16 protein-coding genes are annotated in these 20047 nt (G+C 63.7%); 9 read left to right on the top strand and 7 right to left on the bottom strand.

From position 1 onward, the window contains the following. Positions 1–180: 180 nt before the first annotated feature. Together VD659_RS15015 and VD659_RS15010 are read left to right on the top strand one after the other, a co-directional pair. Positions 181–951: an alpha/beta fold hydrolase gene (locus VD659_RS15015; protein WP_423261880.1), complete on the top strand. Its 771-nt coding sequence runs from the start codon at positions 181–183 to the stop codon at positions 949–951. A gap of 124 nt (positions 952–1075) precedes the next feature. Beyond that, entirely contained in the window at positions 1076–1285 is a 210-nt protein-coding gene (locus VD659_RS15010) for a hypothetical protein (protein WP_423261879.1), read from the top strand. Here the strand turns inward: VD659_RS15010 and VD659_RS15005 are convergent. Together VD659_RS15005 and VD659_RS15000 are read right to left on the bottom strand one after the other, a co-directional pair. Then, positions 1282–1626: a hypothetical protein gene (locus VD659_RS15005; RefSeq protein WP_423261878.1), complete on the bottom strand. Its 345-nt coding sequence runs from the start codon at positions 1624–1626 to the stop codon at positions 1282–1284. The two genes, VD659_RS15010 and VD659_RS15005, sit on opposite strands and share 4 nt — an antisense overlap. A gap of 44 nt (positions 1627–1670) precedes the next feature. After that, positions 1671–2276: a hypothetical protein gene (locus VD659_RS15000; protein ID WP_423261877.1), complete on the bottom strand. Its 606-nt coding sequence runs from the start codon at positions 2274–2276 to the stop codon at positions 1671–1673. Positions 2277–2421: 145 nt separating this feature from the next. Here VD659_RS15000 and VD659_RS14995 point away from each other — a divergent pair, with 145 nt between their 5' ends. Beyond that, positions 2422–3135: a hypothetical protein gene (locus VD659_RS14995; RefSeq protein WP_423261876.1), complete on the top strand. Its 714-nt coding sequence runs from the start codon at positions 2422–2424 to the stop codon at positions 3133–3135. A 46-nt stretch (positions 3136–3181) separates the two neighbouring features. Here VD659_RS14995 and VD659_RS14990 read toward each other — a convergent pair whose 3' ends face one another. Further along, entirely contained in the window at positions 3182–4285 is a 1104-nt protein-coding gene (locus VD659_RS14990; protein WP_423261875.1) for a type I restriction endonuclease, read from the bottom strand. 245 nt (positions 4286–4530) lie between these two features. Here VD659_RS14990 and VD659_RS14985 point away from each other — a divergent pair, with 245 nt between their 5' ends. From VD659_RS14985 to VD659_RS14975, 3 genes are all read left to right on the top strand, one after another. Then, positions 4531–4743 carry a hypothetical protein gene (locus tag VD659_RS14985; RefSeq protein ID WP_423261874.1) on the top strand — a complete coding sequence of 71 codons (213 nt, stop codon included), beginning with the start codon at positions 4531–4533 and terminating at the stop codon, positions 4741–4743. Next, on the top strand, positions 4740–5138 hold the full coding sequence (locus VD659_RS14980) for a type II toxin-antitoxin system death-on-curing family toxin (RefSeq protein WP_423261873.1): 399 nt from the start codon (positions 4740–4742) through the stop codon (positions 5136–5138). The genes VD659_RS14985 and VD659_RS14980 overlap by 4 nt, the downstream gene beginning before the upstream one ends. A gap of 116 nt (positions 5139–5254) precedes the next feature. Beyond that, the gene (locus VD659_RS14975; RefSeq protein ID WP_423261872.1) at positions 5255–11362 is read left to right on the top strand and encodes a DUF4011 domain-containing protein; all 6108 of its coding nucleotides are present in this window, start codon (positions 5255–5257) and stop codon (positions 11360–11362) included. A gap of 132 nt (positions 11363–11494) precedes the next feature. Here the strand turns inward: VD659_RS14975 and VD659_RS14970 are convergent, their stop codons facing one another. Continuing rightward, on the bottom strand, positions 11495–11785 hold the full coding sequence (locus VD659_RS14970; protein WP_423261871.1) for a hypothetical protein: 291 nt from the start codon (positions 11783–11785) through the stop codon (positions 11495–11497). 180 nt (positions 11786–11965) lie between these two features. On the opposite strand from VD659_RS14970, the gene VD659_RS14965 reads away from it, so the two are divergent. From VD659_RS14965 to VD659_RS14955, 3 genes are all read left to right on the top strand, one after another. Beyond that, complete coding sequence (locus tag VD659_RS14965) at positions 11966–12502, top strand: hypothetical protein (protein ID WP_423261870.1); 537 nt, start codon at positions 11966–11968, stop codon at positions 12500–12502. Between the two features lie 149 nt (positions 12503–12651). Beyond that, positions 12652–13200, top strand: coding sequence for a hypothetical protein (locus tag VD659_RS14960; RefSeq protein WP_423261869.1), 549 nt, complete (start codon positions 12652–12654; stop codon positions 13198–13200). Positions 13201–13211: 11 nt separating this feature from the next. Further along, complete coding sequence (locus tag VD659_RS14955; protein ID WP_423261868.1) at positions 13212–13490, top strand: hypothetical protein; 279 nt, start codon at positions 13212–13214, stop codon at positions 13488–13490. Positions 13491–13539: 49 nt separating this feature from the next. Here the strand turns inward: VD659_RS14955 and VD659_RS14950 are convergent, their stop codons facing one another. The 3 genes from VD659_RS14950 to VD659_RS14940 form a co-directional block, all read right to left on the bottom strand. Beyond that, positions 13540–14013 (bottom strand): hypothetical protein, encoded by a 474-nt coding sequence (locus tag VD659_RS14950; protein WP_423261867.1) that lies wholly within the window; start codon positions 14011–14013, stop codon positions 13540–13542. An 11-nt stretch (positions 14014–14024) separates the two neighbouring features. Continuing rightward, positions 14025–15131: a type I restriction endonuclease gene (locus tag VD659_RS14945; protein ID WP_423261866.1), complete on the bottom strand. Its 1107-nt coding sequence runs from the start codon at positions 15129–15131 to the stop codon at positions 14025–14027. A 184-nt stretch (positions 15132–15315) separates the two neighbouring features. After that, the gene (locus VD659_RS14940; protein ID WP_423261865.1) at positions 15316–19179 is read right to left on the bottom strand and encodes a hypothetical protein; all 3864 of its coding nucleotides are present in this window, start codon (positions 19177–19179) and stop codon (positions 15316–15318) included. Positions 19180–20047 lie beyond the last annotated feature (868 nt).

Raw genomic sequence — 20047 nt, 5'->3', positions numbered from 1 at the left:
CCGTGCCGGCGTTGGTACGAATGCTTCGTAGGCTACGGGGTTGTTTTTGTCGACAGAAGGATCCGAATCGTCGCTGTTCATATGCAGAAGATATCAATCCGACTCCAGATCGCCGCCAAGCTACTCTTGCCGCGAGGCGCGGCGTAGATCCTCGCAATGAAAGGCCGCTCCCAGCACGACATGACCGACACCTCTCTCTCCTGCGTCAGACTCGCCAGCGCTTCCTCGGCGCCCGTACTCGTGCTGGGCCCGTCGCTCGGCACGTCGACCGCCGTCTGGGCGGCCGTGGCCGAGCGTCTCGCCGCCGACTTCACCGTCGTCTCCTGGGATCTCCCGGGTCACGGCGCGAGCGCGGCGCGAACCTCGCCGTTCCACCTCGCCGACCTGGCCGACGAGGTCTCGGCCCTGACCGACGCCGACGAGTACTTCTACGCCGGCGTCTCGCTGGGCGGGGCCGTCGGCCTGCACCTCGCGCTGCGCGACAAGCGGATGCGCGGCCTGGCCGCCCTCTGCACCGGCGCGATCATCGGCACGCCCGCCGGATGGCACGAGCGAGCGGCCCTGGTGCGCGCGAGCGGCACGACCACTCTGGTGGAGGCATCCCGCCAACGCTGGTTCGCGCCCGGCGACCTCACCCCGAGCGAGCAGCACCTCCTCGAGCAGCTGCCCTCGATCGACGACGAGAGCTACGCCCTCAGCTGCGAGGCGCTCGCGCGCCACGACGTGCGCTCCGAGCTGCCGCGCATCGCCGTTCCGGTGCTCGCGGCGTGGGGAGAGCACGACCTCGTCACCCCCGCGGCGAGCGCCGAGGAGATCGCCCAGGGCGTGCCCGCCGGCCGCACCGAGCGCATCCCGGCGGCCGGACACCTCCCTCCCGTCGAGCAGCCCGACGCGGTGGCCTCCTTGCTACGAGCCTTCTTCGGCGCCCTGCAGCCGCCGGCCTCCGCCTGACCAACCTCCACTCCGTCGCCCAGACCTGGCAGGCGGCTCCCTTCGGCCACTTCGATGACGTCCTCTGCCATCCGTCCTCTCTCCGACAAGCGACGGAACGGCGAAGCCGAGTAACGTGACGCCCATGAGAAGCAGAGCCGGGCGCGTAACGCTCATCATCGTCGGTGCGGTCGCTCTGCTGATCGGAGCCGTCTTCGCCGGGCAGGGTGCGAACCTGATCCCCGGAAGCTCCATGACCGGCGACCGCACCTGGCTCTACATCGGCGGCGCGCTCGTGGTTCTCGGCATCGTGCTGCTCGTGGCGGGCCTCCGCCGCCGCGGAAGCGATGGTTAAGGCGCCCCGGTACCGTCATCGCCCACGAACTCAGGAATGATCGCGACCATCAAGACGTCGCCTGACCCACCAACCATCAGCTGCAAGGACCGCGCCGATTCACTCGGCCTTCCGTCGAAGGCAAGCGTGACCTCTTCCGGAAGCACCATCCCGCCCGAGGTCGCGGCCCTCCACTCGTAGCGACCACCCCGATCGTCACGGAGGTCCAGCTGCAGGTCGAGCACCTGACGCACGAACCCTTCGGCCAGACCGACCATCCGCACCACGATCCCCCAGTCCCACACCTCGACAAACGACGCCACATAAGCGGTGCCACCGGGCAGCGCGGAGACGTGATCCACGACGATCAGCCTCGGCCGACCACCACTCACCTCCGACGAGGGCTTCACAGCGCCACTTTGATGTCGCCGTCACTTTCTTTGAGCGAGCCATTGACATAGAGATCCGCAATCGCCTCCCATCGCGTCCCCTTGACCGGGCAGAAATCGTTGCCGCGGGTTGTGAGGTACGACGAGGTTGTGCTCGGCCCATCCGTGCCGCAACCCTGCCACGACGTCGATGGTCCGGCCACCGGCTGCATCCGGTAGATGCAGCTGAGCTCCTTCGTCTTGCCATCCCGCGGGATGGAGTTCGCGTAGGCGCTGATCCCCATCCGGCCCGGGCTGGAGTTGATCTGGGCGACGACATTCGCATACGACGTGAACTGCTGCGAGTCGTCGATCGCCTGAAGGTATTGCTCGAAGGTGATCGCGCTTCCAACGCCGGCGTCGCAGAGGTTCTGCACCTGCGAACGCGCCAGGTTCAACGCTTCCGGGTCGAGCGGCGCCCCCTGCGCATCCGTTGTCGAAAGCGAGTTGCCGCCGCAGATTGCGATGTCGCTGCCTTTAGCGAAATCGCCATCTACTGATGCGCGGGCCGCCGGAATTGCGCCCCCTACAGCGAGCGCAATGACAACAGCTGCGACAGCAGGCGTGAATTTTCTCGGTGACATCGTCGAACCCTCTCGATATCCGCACGCCCACTCCCAATTCGAAGCTACTGCTCAGTTGAGTTTTTGTCGACTATGGTTTGGACCGCTGGATCGGTCGTCAGCGCGGTCGAGACGCCTGAGCATTCAGACTGGCTAGAGTCTGACCATGACGACGATGAGGGCATCTGCCGCGCTTCTCGGAGCGATGGCGGCCACTCTCCTGCTTTCGGGATGCACACCAGCACCAATGCCCGAGGCACTCGCCGCATCGCCGACACCAACCGCGGCGACTTCATCCCTCACCGACGCAGAACGCCTGACTCTTGCGGAGCACCTTGTCAGGGATGAATTGCCGGATGCGCCAATCTGGGAGGGCATGACATTCACGGGAGTTGTGCTCGACGCGACAAAGATCTGCGTGGATCGAAACTGGGGTTCAGGCGGCGGGCCAGGCGGAAGTGAACCAGGTGGAAACGCCGGCTATGTGGTCGTGACGTTTCCAGAACAGACTCTCGGCGAACCGCAGGATGGTCTGTGCGCCACCTATGCGCTCGCTCCAGACAATACCGCCACCCCTGTCGACGTTCCTGCAGACATTGCTAACGATCCCGGACTACTTGTGAGCACCGATTTCGGAGATGCCTGGCCCCTAACGACGCCATTTGCAGTGGTTCATTGCGAAGAGCAAACCGTCGACGGGCGGGTCCTACAGCTCGTCACCCTCGAAACTCCCGACGGAAAAGCGTTCGCCGTGAACGGAACCGCCCGCGACCACTCCGATTTGCCGGACATTCTTCCCATCTGGGCAGAGGATCCTGATGTCGACGGGCTTCGAGTTGATATTTCTCCAGTGATCGACGCAGGCCTCGCTCTGTGTTAGCGGGCGGGCGAGGCCCCTCGCCCGCCCGCGAGCACCGGACCGGCATCTACATCGCGTGGGCACGCACAGAGGCCCGGATGGCATCAGCGTGCTCATAGATTTCGTCGAGCGATTCGATGGGGATCTTGGTCTCGACCTTCTCTGCGTCGAACACCCCGAGATACTTCTGCTTCTTCCCGTTGAACCACAGTCGCGCGATCGGCTTCCGATTGTTGTCGTCGAGTAGCACAGCGAAGTACGACTTCGCATCACGATGGACGACACGCTGCGGCTTGACCTCGGCACAGGCAATCGCTTTCACGATCTGGTACCCCTCGAGTTCTTCGAGCGTGGTGTCGACCTCGTCCAAATTCCGCTCAAGATCCTGGTCTGCCACGGGCTGACTCTGGACTGTTGATGCCCCACCATCGACCGCGACCGAAGTCGGCAGTGCCGTCGCTCCCAACGCGGTCTTCAGCCGCTCATTGACGCGCTCGTTCAAGAACTGCCGCGCCGCCTTTCCGACCAGCGTGGTGAACTGCGCACGAACCTTCTGCGTGTAGGCCCCGTCATAGACGCGAGACGTGAAGAACTTGATCCACTCGTCCGAGGGCTCACGGAACTGAGTCGCGATCTCTCGCTTGAGCGCGCCCACGTACTTCAACTCTTCAGCAGCGCTGATCACGGAGTCGAGGTCGAATACGTCCTTCGTGAGCTTCTTGAGCTCTGGGATGAGCGTCTCATCGATGTCCGAGAGGTCGAGCACCAGGAACGGCTTCTCATCCATCCGGTTTGGAGCGTCGAGGTCGGTGTAGAAGTTGTAGACCTGCCCGTTGGTGAGCACCGCAATTCGAGCGTTGGTGACCGCGAAGTACCGGAACAGCTGCGATGCATGCTCGAGCTTCAGTTGGCTCGTAGCCGTCTTGCACTCGATGAGGATCTGCACCTCACCGTCGCGCATGATCGCGTAGTCGATCTTCTCTCCGCGCTTCAGGCCAAGATCGGCAGTGAATTCGGGAACGACCTCGAGCGGGTTGAAGACGTCGTACCCGAGGATCGTCGAGATGAACGGCATGATGAACGCGTTCTTCGTGGCTTCTTCGGTCTGGATCGCGTCGCGCTGATTCTGCACTTTCGCAGCGAGCGCGACGAGACGTTCTTCGAACTCCATAGTTCTCCCCTGGGTCAGTTGTCTCGACGCTAGCGGACAGCTGTTGATCTGAGCGTGAGGCCAATACCCCTAGTTCGGGTCACAGAAAAACAAAGCCCACGCCATCTGGGGCAGGCTCGATAGTGGCTTGAGCGCCGTGGCGGGATCGCGACCACCCCTAGTTGCTTTTGGCACCGCGAGAGCTGGCAGGAGCCTCCTTCATGAATATATACTTGTGCTCGATTGAGATATACGTAGGAGGACTGATGCCCACGAAAACGAAGAAGCTCATCGGATTCACCGAGGAACAGGTCGCTCTCATCGACGACCTCGCGACCCGTCAAGGCACCACGTTCACAGCGATCGTCTCCGAGGCTGTGAACGAATACACCTCTGTGCGCACGAATGCGATGGATCAGATCCTCGACCGTCTTCTGGTCGAGCACGGTGATGTGATCGCTCGCCTGTCGCGCACGTGAGCCTCTCGGTCGTCACCTTCCCCGAAGCGCTCCACATCATCGGCCGTCTGTTCAACACCGATCAGCCCGAGACGATGGTTCGTGACTCCTCGCTTCTCCTCTCAGCGCTCGATCGCCAATCGGCTTCGATGTTCGGCCACGAGGCCTACCCGGGAATCCACCACAAGGCAGCCGCCCTGCTCCACGGCCTCACCAAGAACCACTCGCTCTTCGACGGCAACAAGCGCCTCGCGCTGGTGTCCACGCTCTACCTCTACGCGAAGAACGGATACTGGAACACCACCGACATCGAGGCCGAGTACGACCTCATGCTCGCCGTCGCGTCAGACGAGATCGACTCCATCGACGAGATCGCAGCGTGGCTGAGCGTGCGCTTCAGAGTGTCTGACGGCTAGGGCGGGGTAGTGGACGCATTCGCCGAAGCTAAGCTCGACACACGCAGTGACTACGTGCCCGTGCGCTGCGAGTTCGTTCGCCATGAAGCGCCGGGAGCAACTCGATGGAGTCCAGCATGAATGATGAAGTCGTCGGCGCACCAGACATCGAGTCGATCGCATCCGCCGGCCTCACGCTGAACCTCACCACAGCCGGCGTCGTCAGCTACGCCCTGGCGAACGCCCGCCTCTCCGCCCTCGAAGCCGTCACCATCACGAACAAGGGCCCGATGCTCCGCGCCGCCTCCCTCGAGATCGAAGCCACGGATGCCTTCGGCTCCCTGGGCTCCCCTAGCACGACCCTCATCGACCTCGCCGAGCAGGCGACCGTCACTCTCTCCGAGCTCAGCCTCTACCTCGACCCGGCGAAGATGCTCGCGGTCGACGAGCAGCGCCCCGGGCGCATCACCGCCCGCCTGAAAGACGCCGACGGCACCACGCAAGCCGAAGCATCCGCCGACGTCGACGTGCTGGCCGCCTCCCAGTGGCGCACCAACCCGGTGCAGCTCGGCATGGAGCTGCTGCCCGCCTACGTGCAGCCCAACGCGGCCGCCATCCAGCCCCTCCTCCACGAGGCGGGCGAGCTCCTCGAGAAGCGCACCGGCGACCGCAGCATGACCGGCTACCAGCTCGAAGATCCGAACCGGGTGGATGCGACGGTCGAGGCGATCTACGAAGCCATGCGTTCGCGGCGCATCCGCTACGCCGAACCGCCCGCCAGCTGGTCGAGCACCGGCCAAAAGGTGCGCACACCCGCCGAGGTGCTCGAGGGCCGGGTCGGCACCTGCCTCGACACCACCGTCGTGCTCGCCGCGGCCCTCGAGCAGGCGGGCATCAATTCGACCCTGTGGATCTTCGACGGCCACGCCTTCCTCGGCTACTGGCGGCACAACAGCGAGATGGGTTCGGTGGTCGACTTCGAGCCCGCCGACCTGATCAACCGCACCGCGCTCGGTCAGATCGTGCTGCTCGAGACGACGGCCGTCACCGACTCCCGCGACGGCGACTTCGAGGCCGCCAAACGCGCAGCACGAACCCGCATTGAGAGTGCGCCGAGCACGTTCATCGGCGCGATCGACGTAGGAGCCGCCCGTTCGGCGAGCATCTTCCCCCTGCCGTCCCGCTCCGTGGATGCCGACGGCGCCGTCGTCGTCACTGAGTACCGCGTCGCCGCGAGAGTCGCACTGCGAGATGGCCGGGGGACCCCCAAAGCCACAAACGACGAGACGAACAGACGAGCCGCCCCGCCCCGCGTCGCCCAGTGGAAGAACTCCCTCCTCGACCTGAGCCTCCGCAACCGCCTGATCAACTTCACCGACCGCGCCGGCTACTCCCTGGCCGTGCCGAGCGCCTCCCTCGCGCACCTCGAAGACCAGATCAACGCGGGCATGCAGCTGTCCCTCCGCCCCTCCAACGCGGTGAGCGCCGTCGACCGCGAGCGCAAGATCCAGTTCGGCCGCGACCTCCCCGACGACACCCGCGCCCAGCTCCTCGCCGACCGCAAGGAGGCGTACATCGACATCACCGAGGAGTCGTACGCCACCAAGCTCCGCTACCTCGCCTACAAGGCGAAGACGATCGTGGAGGAGACCGGCGCGAACAACCTCTACCTCGCGTTCGGCATGCTGCACTGGACGTTGAACGACCGCGAGCTCCGCTCCCCGCTCATCCTGATTCCCGTGCGGCTGACCACGGCGAACCGCGGATCGCTCTACCGCCTGACCCTCGATGAGTCCGGCGCATCCACTCCCAACTACTGCCTGCTCGAGAAGCTGTCGCAGGCCTACGACCTCACGATCCCCGGTCTGGCCGATCCGGTTCAGGATGGCGCGGGCATCGACCTCCAGGCCGCCTTCACCGCCACCCGCCAGGCCATGCTGGATGCGCAGCTCCCCTTCCGGGTCGACGACACCGTCAACCTGGGCATCCTGCAGTTCGCCAAGTACCGCCTCTGGAAAGACCTCGACGAGAACTGGGAGGCGCTCGCGGGCAACCCTCTGGTGAAGCACCTCATCGAGACGCCGACGGCGCCGTTCATCGACCCCGTTCCCGAGGCGACGGCCGAGAATGCTGTCGACCTCGATGCCTTGAGCGCTCAGTGCCCGGTGCCCGCCGACTCCTCGCAGCTCGAAGCGGTGGCCGAGGCCGCGCAGGGCCGCACCTTCGTGCTCGAAGGCCCTCCCGGCACCGGCAAGTCGCAGACCATCACGAACCTGCTCGCGAAAGCACTCACCGACGGCAAGCGCGTGCTCTTCGTAGCCGAGAAGCGCGCCGCCCTGTCTGTGGTGCAGCGCCGACTCGAAGAGATCGGGCTCGGCCCGTTCTCGCTCGACCTCCACGACAAGGGTGCGCGCCCTGCCGCCGTGCGGTCGCAGATCAAAGCCGCTCTCGAGCATCGCGTCACCACGGACGGCGCCGCCCTCAGCACCAACCTCGAGATCGCGAACTCCAACCGTCGCACCCTCTCGCGCTACGCCGACCGCCTGCACGAGAAGAACTCGGCCGGTCTCTCCCTCTATTCGGCTCGCACGAGCGAGCTGGCGGCGGATGCGTTCGTGCCCGAGATGCCCGTCCCGTCGGGACTGGTGTCCGGCGGCTCGTCCGACGACTTCGAGGCGATCCGGGTCGCCCTCCGCGACCTCCCCGAGACGGCCGACTACGTGCGCCCGCAGCGGGTGAACCCCTGGGGCTTCGTCGTCGACCGAGCGGATGCCCCGGCCGATTCGACCGCGGCGCACACCGCCGCACAGACCCTCGACCGGGCGATCGCGGCGGCTCTCGACGCGGGTGCGACCTTCGACTTCATCGCACTGGCGGACTCCCCCGAGCAGCTCGCCGACTGGTCGCGCATCGACGGCTACCAGCGCGAGCCGCTCGCCACCATCGACGCGGCGCGCGACACCACGACGCCCAGCGCCTGGAACACCGCGGCGCAAGCGGTCGTCGACCAACTGGCCGCCCTGACGCAGTCGCCCCCGGCTTGGCTGCAGCAGGCCCAGCCCGAGGCCGTCGCCCTCGACATCGCGGGCATCCACGCGGAGGCCCTCGCCGCCGACCAGTCCGGCTTCTTCGGCCGCAAGAAGCGCCGCCGCGCGGTCGCCGCGAAGCTGGCGCCGGCCCTGCGCTCCCCCGACGCGGTCGACCTCAAGCAGCTCTCGACCCTCACAGGCCAGATCGCCGAGTCGGCCGCCTACCTCCAGTCCCTGCGCGCCTACGTGCAGCAACTCGCCGGCGTGCGGATCGCCGCCGACTGGAACCCCCTCCGCCCGAGCGACGCCGAATCCGGGACGACGCAGATCGCCTGGCTCCGCTGGGTCGGCACGACCATCGGCGTCCACCCCGGCGAGGAGCCGGATGCGTTCACACGCGAGTGCCGCAGCCTTTACGAGGCGATGCCCCCGGATGCTTCCCGCGCCGCCTCGATCGCAGCGCTGGCCACAGCGTGGTCGGCCCTCATCGCGGCAGCACACACCACAGCAAGCGATCTCGGCACGTGGGCCTCAGGCCCGGCGGATATGACGGGCCACGGTGGCTCGACCAGCCAGACCGCCCCGACAAGCCAGTCTCACGAGCCCCAGCCCCAAACCTTCTTCGAGACCTGGGCCGCCACCCGCGCCGGCCGCAACCTCGACTCCCCCACGCCCGTCGCCCTCGACCGTTGGCTCGCCTTCACGCGAGCACTCGAGCCGCTCCGCCGCCGGGGCATGGCCGACGCAGTCAAGGCACTCGAGGCCGGCGGGCTCACCGCGGATGACGCACGCCTCTCGTTCGAGAGGGGTCTCGCCGCGGCATCCGTCGACGAACGCGAACAGACGACCACCCTGGCCGACTTCGACCCCACCGCCCACAACCGCTCGATCGAACGCTTCACGACGAGTGCGCTGGCGATCCGCGCCGAGCTGCCGAATGCCATCCCGGCGCACGTGCTGGCGCTCAGGCGCTTCGATTCGAGTGCGCCGGCCGGCCAGGTGGGTCTGCTGCGCCGCCAGCTCGAACGCCAGCGCGGCGGGATGAGCGTGCGCACCCTGCTCGACACCTTCGGTGAGCTGATCACGCAGGTACTGCCGATCACGCTGATGTCGCCCGAGTCGGTGGCGCGCTTCTTCCCCGCGAAGCCGGGCCTGTTCGATGTGGTCGTGTTCGACGAGGCGTCGCAGATCCGGGTGGCGGATGCCGTGGGTGCGATGGGTCGCGCCGATTCGGTCGTGGTGGTCGGTGACAGCAAGCAGATGCCGCCCACCAGCTTCGGCGAGACGGCGCTCGATGCCGACGACGAGGTCGAGCTCGAGGCCGTCGTGGTGCACGACGAGGAGTCGATCCTCTCGGAGTGCGTGCAGTCGCAGGTGCCGAGCAAGTGGCTCTCGTGGCACTACCGCAGTCAGGACGAGTCGCTCATCTCGTTCAGCAATCACCACTACTACGAGAGCCGGCTCTCGTCGTTCCCGGCGCCGCTGAGGTCGGCCGAGCGCGACTCGCGCGACGGCTACGGCGTCTCGATGGTGCGGGTGAACGGCACCTTCAACCGCTCGGGCAAGGGCAAAGAGCTGCGCACGAACCGCATCGAGGCCGAGGCGATCGTGGCCGAGATCCGTCGCCGCTTCGAGGCGGCTGAGGCATCCCAGACGGATGTTCCGCCCGCCGATTTCGAGGCCCCGTCGCTGGGTGTGGTCACGTTCAACGCCCAGCAGCGCGACTTCATCGAGAACCTGTTGCGCGACACCGGTGACGAGCGCATCCTGAACGCCCTCGACAACGACAGCGAGGGCCTCTTCGTGAAGAACCTCGAGAACGTGCAGGGTGACGAGCGCGACGCGATCCTGTTCTCGATTGCGTTCAGCGTGAACGAGAAGGGCTTCCTCCCCCTCAATTTCGGCCCCCTGCAGCGCGCCGGCGGTGAGCGTCGGCTCAACGTGGCGGTCACGCGGGCGCGCCGTCAGGTGCTGTTGTTCGCGAGCTTCGACCCGTCGGGGCTCCGTGCCGAGCAGACGAGCTCGATCGGAGTGAAGCACCTGAAGTCGTACCTCGAGATGGCGGCCAGCGGCTCGGAAGCCCTAGAAGCAGACCCCCGCCGCACAGCGATCTTCGACCGCCACCGAGACGACATCGCGGCAGAACTGCGGATGCGCGGCCTCGCGGTGAAGACGGACGTCGGCCTCTCCGACTTCCGCGTCGACCTCAGCATCGCCCCGGCAGACGCCCCCGACCGCCCCGTGCTGGCGGTCCTCCTCGACGGCGACTCCTGGAAGTCGCGCCGCACGGTCGCCGACCGCGACGGCCTCCCCACCGAGGTGCTGAAGAACCTGATGCACTGGCCGGCGGTCGAGCGCGTCTGGCTCCCGGAGTGGCTGCACGCCCGCGAGGCGGTCCTCGACCGCCTCGAACTGGCGATCGCCGACGTCCAGGCGGCCACCACCAACGGCGAGCATCTCGCCCGTGTCGACTCGATGGTCGAGCAGGCGCTCGAGGACGACGCGGACATTGACAGTCCCGCCCCGTCTGCGGCAGCGCCCATGCTCTACGCAGAAGGGCCGACCAGCGACGACCTCGCCGAAACGGATGCTCCCGACCTCTTCACGAACCTGGCGAGCGCACCTGCCGCGCATCGCTCCGTCATCGACGACCTCATCGAGCCCTACACCCCGTGGACGCCGCGAAGGGTCGGCTCGATCGCCGTCCTAGACGCGCTCCCCCGGCACGACGCCACCCGAGCGGTGGAGGCCGTCATCCGCGAGGTCGTGGCGACGGAAGGCCCAGTCCACCTAGTGAGGCTGGCGAAGCTCGTGGCGGCGGCGTTCGACCTCAACAAAGTCGCCCAATCCCGAGCGACAGCCATCCTGAGCTTCGTCCCACCCGAAATGAAGGCGCGCTCAACCGAGCCCTTCGCCTGGCCAACCGAGCTCGACCCGGCGACGTGGCGTCGAGCTCGCTCATCGCAGCAGTCCGAAGGCCGTCCACTGGATCACGTCTCCCTCGTCGAGATCGCGAACGCGATGTCGATCGTCGCGGAGGCCTCGGCCGGCCTGGCCGAGCCCGACCTCAAGCGCGAGGCCTTAGCGATTTTCGGTGGCAAGCGAATGACGGAAGCAATCAGTGCCCGCCTCGATGCAGCTCTGACGTGGGGGATCGAAAACGGCCGCCTGCAGCAGACACACCTCGGTATCATCCAGGCCGTCAACCTCAGCTAGCCAACCCGCGCAAGCTTTCCCGATGACGGGTGGGATGAAGTCTTATCCCCACCCTTTCGTTCTCCACGCCGCCGACCGAGCGAACCGACCTGGACGAGCGGGCCTCGGAACTCGAGCGCGTCCTGTGGCCCCTCACGCGAGCTCGACAAAGCCGAGCGTGAAATCGCTTGAACGCAGAAACAACTCGATGCTGCGCACCCGCTCCGACGAAGTGTCCGCAAACTCGTGCAGAACTTCTCCCGGAATCAACCCACCAGACGCCGACGACCGCCACTCGAACTCCCGCCCGTGATGATCCCTGAGCCCGAGCAGCGGCCCGGTGAACCGCCTGATCGCCCGTGCGTCGTTTAGATGCAGACGAAGCACGATCGAGTCGCCAATGACTTCGACATAGCTCAGAACGAACTCGCTGCCGTCGGGCAACACCCCGTCCTGGTCGACTGGGATGAACCGCGGCCTGTTCATTGCGATTCGCCCACGACCTCTCTGCTCATGCCGCGATCACGATTGCGTGACTTGCTGATTATTGCTCATTAACCTACTGTGATCAGCGTTCGGGGGAACGGATATCCACCGCAGTGTTATCCAGTTGAAGGGTCAACGATGATCACATTCCCCAATGCCCGCACCACGCAGGTCCGCCTGTGCGTCGCAGCATCCATAGCCCTCACGTGCGCAGCCATGCTGATCGCCCCCGGAGCGGCGTCCGCGAACACTCTCGCCGAGAGCGAAGCCACACCTCCGGTCCAGGTCGAGCCAGTCGATCCGAGCGATCCCGTGATCCACAGTGACGGCACCATCACCGGAGGCGACAGCGACCTCCTCGGAACCGACCGCTGCGGCAGCACGGCATCTTTCCCTCCCTTCGGTGGGTACGGTCCTATCTCCCAGGCGACTTGCGCCTACATCGGCTCACCGGGAGCAATGGCCGGCTACACCTGGTCGATCGCACCCTTCTCGCGCTCGGAAGCCTGCGTGTCAGGGCTCGGATACAACGCGGCCACATCGCCCGTCTACTTCGGTGTCGGCTGCGGCAAGAGCGGCACGAAGAATGTCTCCTGGGGCAATGTCCTCGGCTATCAGAAGCTGAAGGCCTATGCGACAGGCCTGCTCACCGGCGGGATGATCGCTTGGCATTGACGCCTCCCCGCAGGCGAGTCACCGCGACGGGAGCGATCTCGTTCGCGGTGCTCGTCTGCTCTTCGTGTGCGGGCACGGCAAATCCTGCCGCACACGATCTGGACGCAGAGCTCGCGACTCTCGAACCCGCACTCTCGTGCGTGCGGGCCTTGACGCTGTATGACGACGTCTACCACCTGGCCTCGATGAGAGGAATGATCTGCGTCGACAGCGATGGGTCGATCACTCAGATCCGCGTCTTCAACTCACCGACCGCTAGCCTGGTGGCGCTCCAAGACTGGACCATCGACCCCGACAGCCAATGGCTCGTCCGAAACAGCAACTGGTTCGCGATCGGGTCACGCCAGCACGTCGAAGATATCGCCGCCCAAGCCGAGGTTGCACTGCCACCGACGCAGTCCATCCCGGTTCTGCCCAAGGGCTACCAACCGGACCCGCTCGACGAATGCGCCCAGTTCGTGAGCAGCACTGCATACACGTATTTGACGGATGCGTCGATGTTCGACTCCGACAGAGCCGCCTTCGAGAAGGTGCTCCCAGGCGTCACGGCCGAAGTCGAGTCGTTGATCCAGAAGCCAGGTTCGGCCGAGCTCCGCGGGCTGGCTCCGGAAGATCTGGCCTTCGAATCCGAATTCTCACGCCTGGGCCCAGACGTGAAGTCATTCTGCCGCGACTCCTCGACAGCCGACCCCAACTGAACGGACCACTCATGCCCCCACGCCTCACAGCCCGCCACATCTTCATCACGGGCATCGTTCTCACAGCGATCGGAGCCGCCCTGGCCCTAGTCACCGACGGATGGTTGACGGTGATCTTCCAATCGGCCGATGTCCCTCACGCAATCGCCGGATCCATCGCAATCATCGTCCGAGAGATCTGCATGACCCTCGGGTTGGTCCTGATCGGTGTCTCGCTCCTAGCCCGCAATCTGGAACCTCGTGCTGCGGCCTGCGCGGACGGCGACCATTTCGAACATCCCGCGCCGTAGGCGAGTTCTCGCACCCCTCAGACGCCTCATAGCTGTTCCTCAGGCCGCCTCAGAATGCTCCGGCACCTGGCTCAAGAGCCGGAAGAGAACTCCGCGAATGATTTAGTTGCTGTATCTCAACCCACAACTCTTCGCGCAGCCCCATGAGGTCGATGACATAACCGTCAGGTCGCTGAGCGCTTCGCTCGAGGTAGCGGTTGCAGGCCAACTTCATCGAGGTGAGGGCATCCTGCAGATCCGTAGAGCGCCCAACGGACCGGCGAGCGATGTCTATCTCATCGCGAACCGTCACGACACTCCTCGAGACGCGTCCGAAATCGTCTGTGGAATAAGCATCATGAATAGGCACTGGGGCATCAACCGCGATGAACGCCCGACGCTCGTGAATCTGCCGGATCAACGCCCCAACGGCCTGATTCTCCAACCGCCGGAAGGTCACCAGGTAAGTGCCGCCGGCGATGAGCCCAGTGAGGGCGGCGCCGATCGCAACCACCAGCAGGTCTGGCCCGAACGAGTCCCACATCCTGACAATTCCTAAGCAGCGTGCTGACGAACTGCTGCCCGGATGGCCTCGGCGTGCTCGTAGATCTCATCGAGGGATTCGATGGGAATCTTGGTCTCGACCTTCTCCGCGTCAAAGACCCCGAGGTACTTCTGCTTCTTGCCGTTAAACCAGAGACGCGCGATCGGCTTGCGATTGTTGTCGTCAAGCAACACCGCGAAATACGACTTCGCATCTCGATGAACGACCCTCTGCGGCTTCACCTCGGCGCACGCAATCGCCTTGACGATTTGGTACCCCTCGAGTTCTTCGAGGGTGGTCTCGACCTCATCGGCATTGTGTTCAAGATCTTGATCCGCCACGGGCTGACTCTGGACCGCGGATGCACCTCCGTCGCTGGCCGCTGACGGTGCGGAGAGTGTCGTCGCGCCGAGCGCAGTCTTGAGCCGCTCGTTCACTCGCTCATTGAGAAATTGCCGGGCAGCCTTCCCCACCAAGGTGGTGAACTGCGTGCGCACCTTCTGCGTGTAAGCCCCGTCGTAGACCCGAGAGGTGAAGAACTTGATCCACTCATCCGTCGGCTCCCGGAACTGCGCCGCGATCTCACGCTTGAGCGCCCCCACGTACTTGAGCTCCTCCGCGGCGCTGATCACAGAGTCCAGGTCGAAGACGTCCTTCGTGAGCTTCTTGAGCTCCGGGATGAGCGTCTCGTCGATGTCTGACAGGTCGAGCACCAGGAACGGCTTCTCGTCCATCCGGTTCGGAGCGTCGAGGTCGGTGTAGAAGTTGTACACCTGCCCGTTCGTCAGAACGGCGATCCGCGCGTTCGTGACGGCGAAGTACCGGAACAGCTGCGACGCGTGCTCGATCTTCAGCTGCCCGGTCGCCGTCTTGCATTCGATGAGGATCTGCACCTCACCCTCACGCATGATCGCGTAGTCGATCTTCTCCCCCTTCTTCACCCCGACATCAGCGGTGAATTCAGGAACGACCTCCAACGGGTTGAACACGTCATACCCGAGGATCGTCGAGATGAACGGCATGATGAACGCGTTCTTTGTGGCCTCTTCGGTCTGAATCGCAGCCCGCTGGTTCTGCACCTTCGCAGCCAGCGCAACAAGACGTTCTTCGAACTCCATAGTTCTACCCCCGGGTCGTTGCTCCGACGTTAGCTGACACTTGTCGATTTCCATGCAGACGCAGTGACCCTACTTGGGGGGCCAAAGTGTCAGGCGACCATGATCGTGGTCCCACACGCATCCAAAGAGAGCGGGAGTCGGAGGCAGTAGTTTGGCTCTGAACTCGCCGTCAGATGCCATCTGATTAGTGGGAGATTCCGTGTTCCACGTCCCATTCCAGGGCCGACAGCCCAGCTGCAGCGATCCCTATAGCTGCGGGGTCACCAGAATACTGAAAAAGCCCCCCGGTGATCGAGCTCGCGAGATTGGGGGCGTTCGGGTCGGCGAGCTCCACGCGCAGACCCTCCAGTAGTTGTGAGAGATCGCGGATCACTGCGTCGTCGTCATGCAAGCGGAACCACTCAAGTGCGACGTCGAAGGATTCGGTAGCGTCCGTCTGAACACGTCCGATCGCGGGGATCTGAAGCTGAGGTGAAGGGAGGTCTCGTAAGGCAAACAATTGAATCAACGCATCGAATGCGCCGCGAAGACGATCGGTAAGTGGCGCCGGATGCGCAGGAGGTAGATCGGACTCAAGCTGCTCCGGAATTGGAGCGACAGGCCACGGCTTTCCTTTGAACACCCTCATCTCAAGGCCCGGCAACCGTCTCCCTTCGAGTGTTGGGATGACCGTGACATCGACGCCGATAACGTCAGACCTTGAACCCACCAAAGCGACCACTCGATCAAGGACCGCGGGCCAATCGGTGACGCTCGATGTGTCGTAAAGAATGACGCGTGTCACGGGCCCGTTGTGCCCTTGACGCGAGACGAGAGTCTGTATTTCTTCAACATCGGATAACGCAATCAGGAATTGACGATCAGCTTGTTCTCGAGCTGCAGCGGAGAGGCGGCCTGCTTCCTCGGCGCCCCGCCTTAGCGCCCACTCACGACGAGCGGATCTGGCCTTCGCCAAGATGGCTGTTCCGCTAGCGGGCTCGCGCCCGATCTCTTGGAGCACTACTTGAAGCGCAATGAGCACTTGTTCAATTTGGTCGAGTTCCTTCGGATGAGTTTCCAGTCCGATAAGCGCCCACGGTTGCATCTTCATCCCGGGGAGAGATTTGCCAAGGATCGTCTCGCGCAGGTGTGCGGCGAGGAGACCCATCCCTTCGCCCTGGGCGAGTCGAGGAAAAAGGTTGTCGGTGAGGTCTGTAATGAAGCCAGACACGGGGTCGACAAGTTGCAGCTTGCCATCCTCATCGAATTCACGCCCGAGCGAGGGGCCAATCTGATTGGCTTCGTCGCTGATCGACTGGAGTTCGGCTGCGAGCAGATTGGGGTCGGTAGTTCCAAGCCCACCCGACACGCATGCGGTTGCTATCGAGGTACAGGGCTCCAGTAGCCGCTTGATGAGTCCGTCCGCGCGGTCGAGTCGCGAGGTGTCGCTTTCACCTGCTGCGAGCCTGGACCTCGCAATACGTTCGCGATTCCAAGCGACCTCGCGCTCCGTCACGTCGTTCTCGCGAGTTAGTCCGGTGGACGCGAAATTATGGTCGCCGACCACGATCTCGTGTCCACCCGGAAGGAGGATCATGATGTCTACGGAGTCAATAGACGGGAATAGCCGCAACATCCTGCGCCCGGCCGCCACTGCTTGGGCATGATCATCTGCATCATCATCAGAGTGGTGAAGAATCCGAGCGAATCCCACTGAACCTCCCGGCACCTGGTCGATTCGAGCTTCCAAAGTCCAAGCGGTCTCGTTCGCAAACCTCTGCAGGAGATGTTCCTGCCCGCCCGCCGCATCGCTGACCTCATGGGCGAGGACCGGGCTCACGGTCATTGAAGCGGCGAGGATCTCGCTGAGCTGTGAGAGTGATTCGGCAATGATCTTCTCCCTGAATTGAGGTTCACTCACCGTCTCGATGAGCGAGTCGATGACCTCAGAGCGCGATTCTCTCAGCTCTGACAAGAGCTGTGCCAATCCCAACGGCACGCTGTCATGAATGAGTCTCCCGAGGGAAACTGAATCCATGCGGCCCAATAGCTGGTGGACGAGCCCTTCATCAGGGACCGCCATCATTTGCGCCAACGCTTGTGGAAGCGGATCAGGCATCAGAGGAAACTCGATGCCTGATATGGCGAGCTGGAACAGAATGGCTCGCTTCGAACGGACCACACCGAGTGTTTCAGCGATTTGGTCCCATTCGGCCAGGCGAATTGAGAATTCCGAAAGGCGGAGTCCATGAAGGAACTCCACAAAGCGGGGCGTGTTCGCCGCCTGGTCGAATGCAGCGTCGATGACTTGCGGGGCTAGCTCAGGCAGTTCGGAAAGGGCATTCACGACGAGTCGAGCTACGTCACCATCGTCAAGGATCGTGAGGACTCGGGCGAATGACTCAGCGAGTTGCGGTGGCGGTAGCTCATGGATGGACTTCGAGATAGCTACGGAGCGAAGAAGATGTAGCGGTGCGAGCCGTCCCGAGTTCTCTGCCAGCATGTGCTCCTCAGCCAGCCGCGCTATTGCGCCACGAATCTCGAACGGCGATGCATCAAGCTGATTTGTCAGCGCTGCAATCGGCACGGATACTCCCCACCGCCCCGCGACTGCACACAAAGTCAGGATCTCGAGTTCCAGCGTTCTGCCCGCAACGATACGGTCGTTTATCTGGTCGTCAATGATCCGTTGAAGCCGATCGCCCTTCGTCAGAATGTGGGTGAACTCCATGGTGAGCCCGCGGCTATTCTCGTACGCCTCTGCCCAGTGCGGAGTTGTTGTCGCCCCTGAATCCCGTAGGCCCTCGTAGATGCGCGAGGCCAAGGTCTCGTTCAGACAGATATCGACGACGATGCAATCGCTCAGATCACCCAGGATCTTGAGATCCTCGTTTCGCGCGGTAGCAACTACGAAGAGCCCAGGAATCGAGCGCGCCTCTCGCCGAAGGTCCGACCACCCTTCGAAGCTGCCGGTTCCCGCGGAGTCGACGAGGAATCCGATCGGACTCTGCGGGCTGGCGGCCCACGCTCTAGCCAACCGCACTATTTCAGACACGTCATTCGGAAGCAGCCGGCGGACTCGAAACCAGAGGACACCGGGCGAGGCCCCAGGTAGTGACCAGAGGGCCGCGCTCTTGCCAACCCCCGACGGACCATGAAGCACCACCGCTCCGACTTCGAGGCACGCGGATAGAACTGCGTCATTGGTCTCCTCCGACGCGATGACGAGCCCTGAAACAACATGAGAAGGTTCGGTACTGACACCCTCGTAATAGCGAGGGCCATCCGTGCTTGGCAATGAACCATCTAGCGGCTCGCACAGGCCATTTCGGATCGCCGCCTCCAAACTGGCGAGATCAGTGAGCTCGATCGTCCTAGCGATCTGGGACGCAATCATCGTGCGAGAGAGGGCGGACCTGTCGTCGTGAGAACGCTCGACGTTTTCGGCCGCCGCAGTTTGAACCGAAGCCGCGAGATCTCGGCCAACCAGTTGCAATACTCCTGATGGAGTAGAAGTGTGCTTTTTCTTCAAGCGAGTGACCGTTTGTGCCTTTGCCGCATCCCATGGCAACGCGAGTACCCAGACATTGCCGCACAGTTCTCGTACTGCGGCCTCCGAAAGCTCTTCGGCGACGGATATTAGCTCTCCGATCAGGGTGGATGCGTGCGGAAGTGCTGCGATCGAGGTGCCGAGATCGCCCGGCAGCGGACACCCGGCGATATCGCGTTCAAAGACGATTGCAACCTGCTCATTGAGTTGGCCCCGATCAAGGTGCGCGACCCACGCCGAGAGGATAGCCCTTGCTGCATCTCTAGCGCTAAAACTTCCCCGTCTCCCGATTCGGGACTTGACCTGAATCTGCAAAGTCCTCGGCCCCTCGACCGACAGATCTTCGAATCCCTCCGGCACCAGCTGGTCGCCATCGACGTCTCCCGAGTGAACGCCAGCCGCTATCCAGCCCCCGACGAGATGCTGGAATGTGAATCCGCGAACCGCGCGCGCGCCCGATCGGCTGGCGTCCCAGGCCTCATCTTCTGGCTCTCGCGCGACTACCGACCCGGGTTGCATGTCCCCAACTCGAGATTTGGCTGCGCCCCGCCTCGAAGGGCCCCTACCTCGCTTCGACACTCACCTAGTGTGACAGAAGGCTCTCCCCGGTATAGTCCACGCACAAGTGATACCCACTGGTCTTGAATCCCGGACACTAAAACCTTCGTGGCACCCGTGGGACCTCACTACTTAACGTCCTGCTTGAAGTCGAGTAACGTCGGCACGAGCCGCACTCCCGGAGACACGACGATGTCTATTCATGTCGGTACAGATCGAATCAGATCGACGGAACCCATGCGTGGCCTTAGTGCGGTCATGCAGCAGCAGGTCGAGATGCAAACACGACACTGCACTGCGCTGGGAACCGCTGCGTGAAGAGCGCGATTGCAGACTCGCATTCCGCGCAAATTGGACAGCCGCTTTGCTGGGCGCAGCAGACGAGCTACCAGACCATCGACTGAATGAGCACGAGCGCATCTGCGTCTCAGAACACACCGTGGGCGCGACCGAAGGCGTCGTTAGACACCGGGACCGGGTATACCTGCTCGCTCCACCGGTCGCGTCGCGACGATCTACCTCGCACGCGGGATTGATGATGACCAACACTGGGTGGTCGAATGGGCCGACGGCGCACTGTTCGCGACGCCGTGGCGGATCGAGCGCAGGGGCTTCGGCTACCGATTGAACCATGATGACGACGCCGGCGAGACTGCGCGAATGTCGCGTTTGATGAGGTCGCAATGCCGGATGCGCGATCGCGGCGCTGCGCCAACTCGGCCCATCTCAGGCTGCGCCAACCTACACTCACCGAATCGTATGGACCCATTCTGGCAAACAAGTAGATACCGCTAGGACTGCTAAACGAGTGAATCCTTATGTTGATTGA

It is taken from the genome of Herbiconiux sp. 11R-BC, assembly GCF_049472555.1.
GTDB lineage: Bacteria > Actinomycetota > Actinomycetes > Actinomycetales > Microbacteriaceae > Herbiconiux.
Note: the sequence above shows the minus strand (reverse complement) of the source record. Positions and strands in the feature narration are given on the sequence as shown.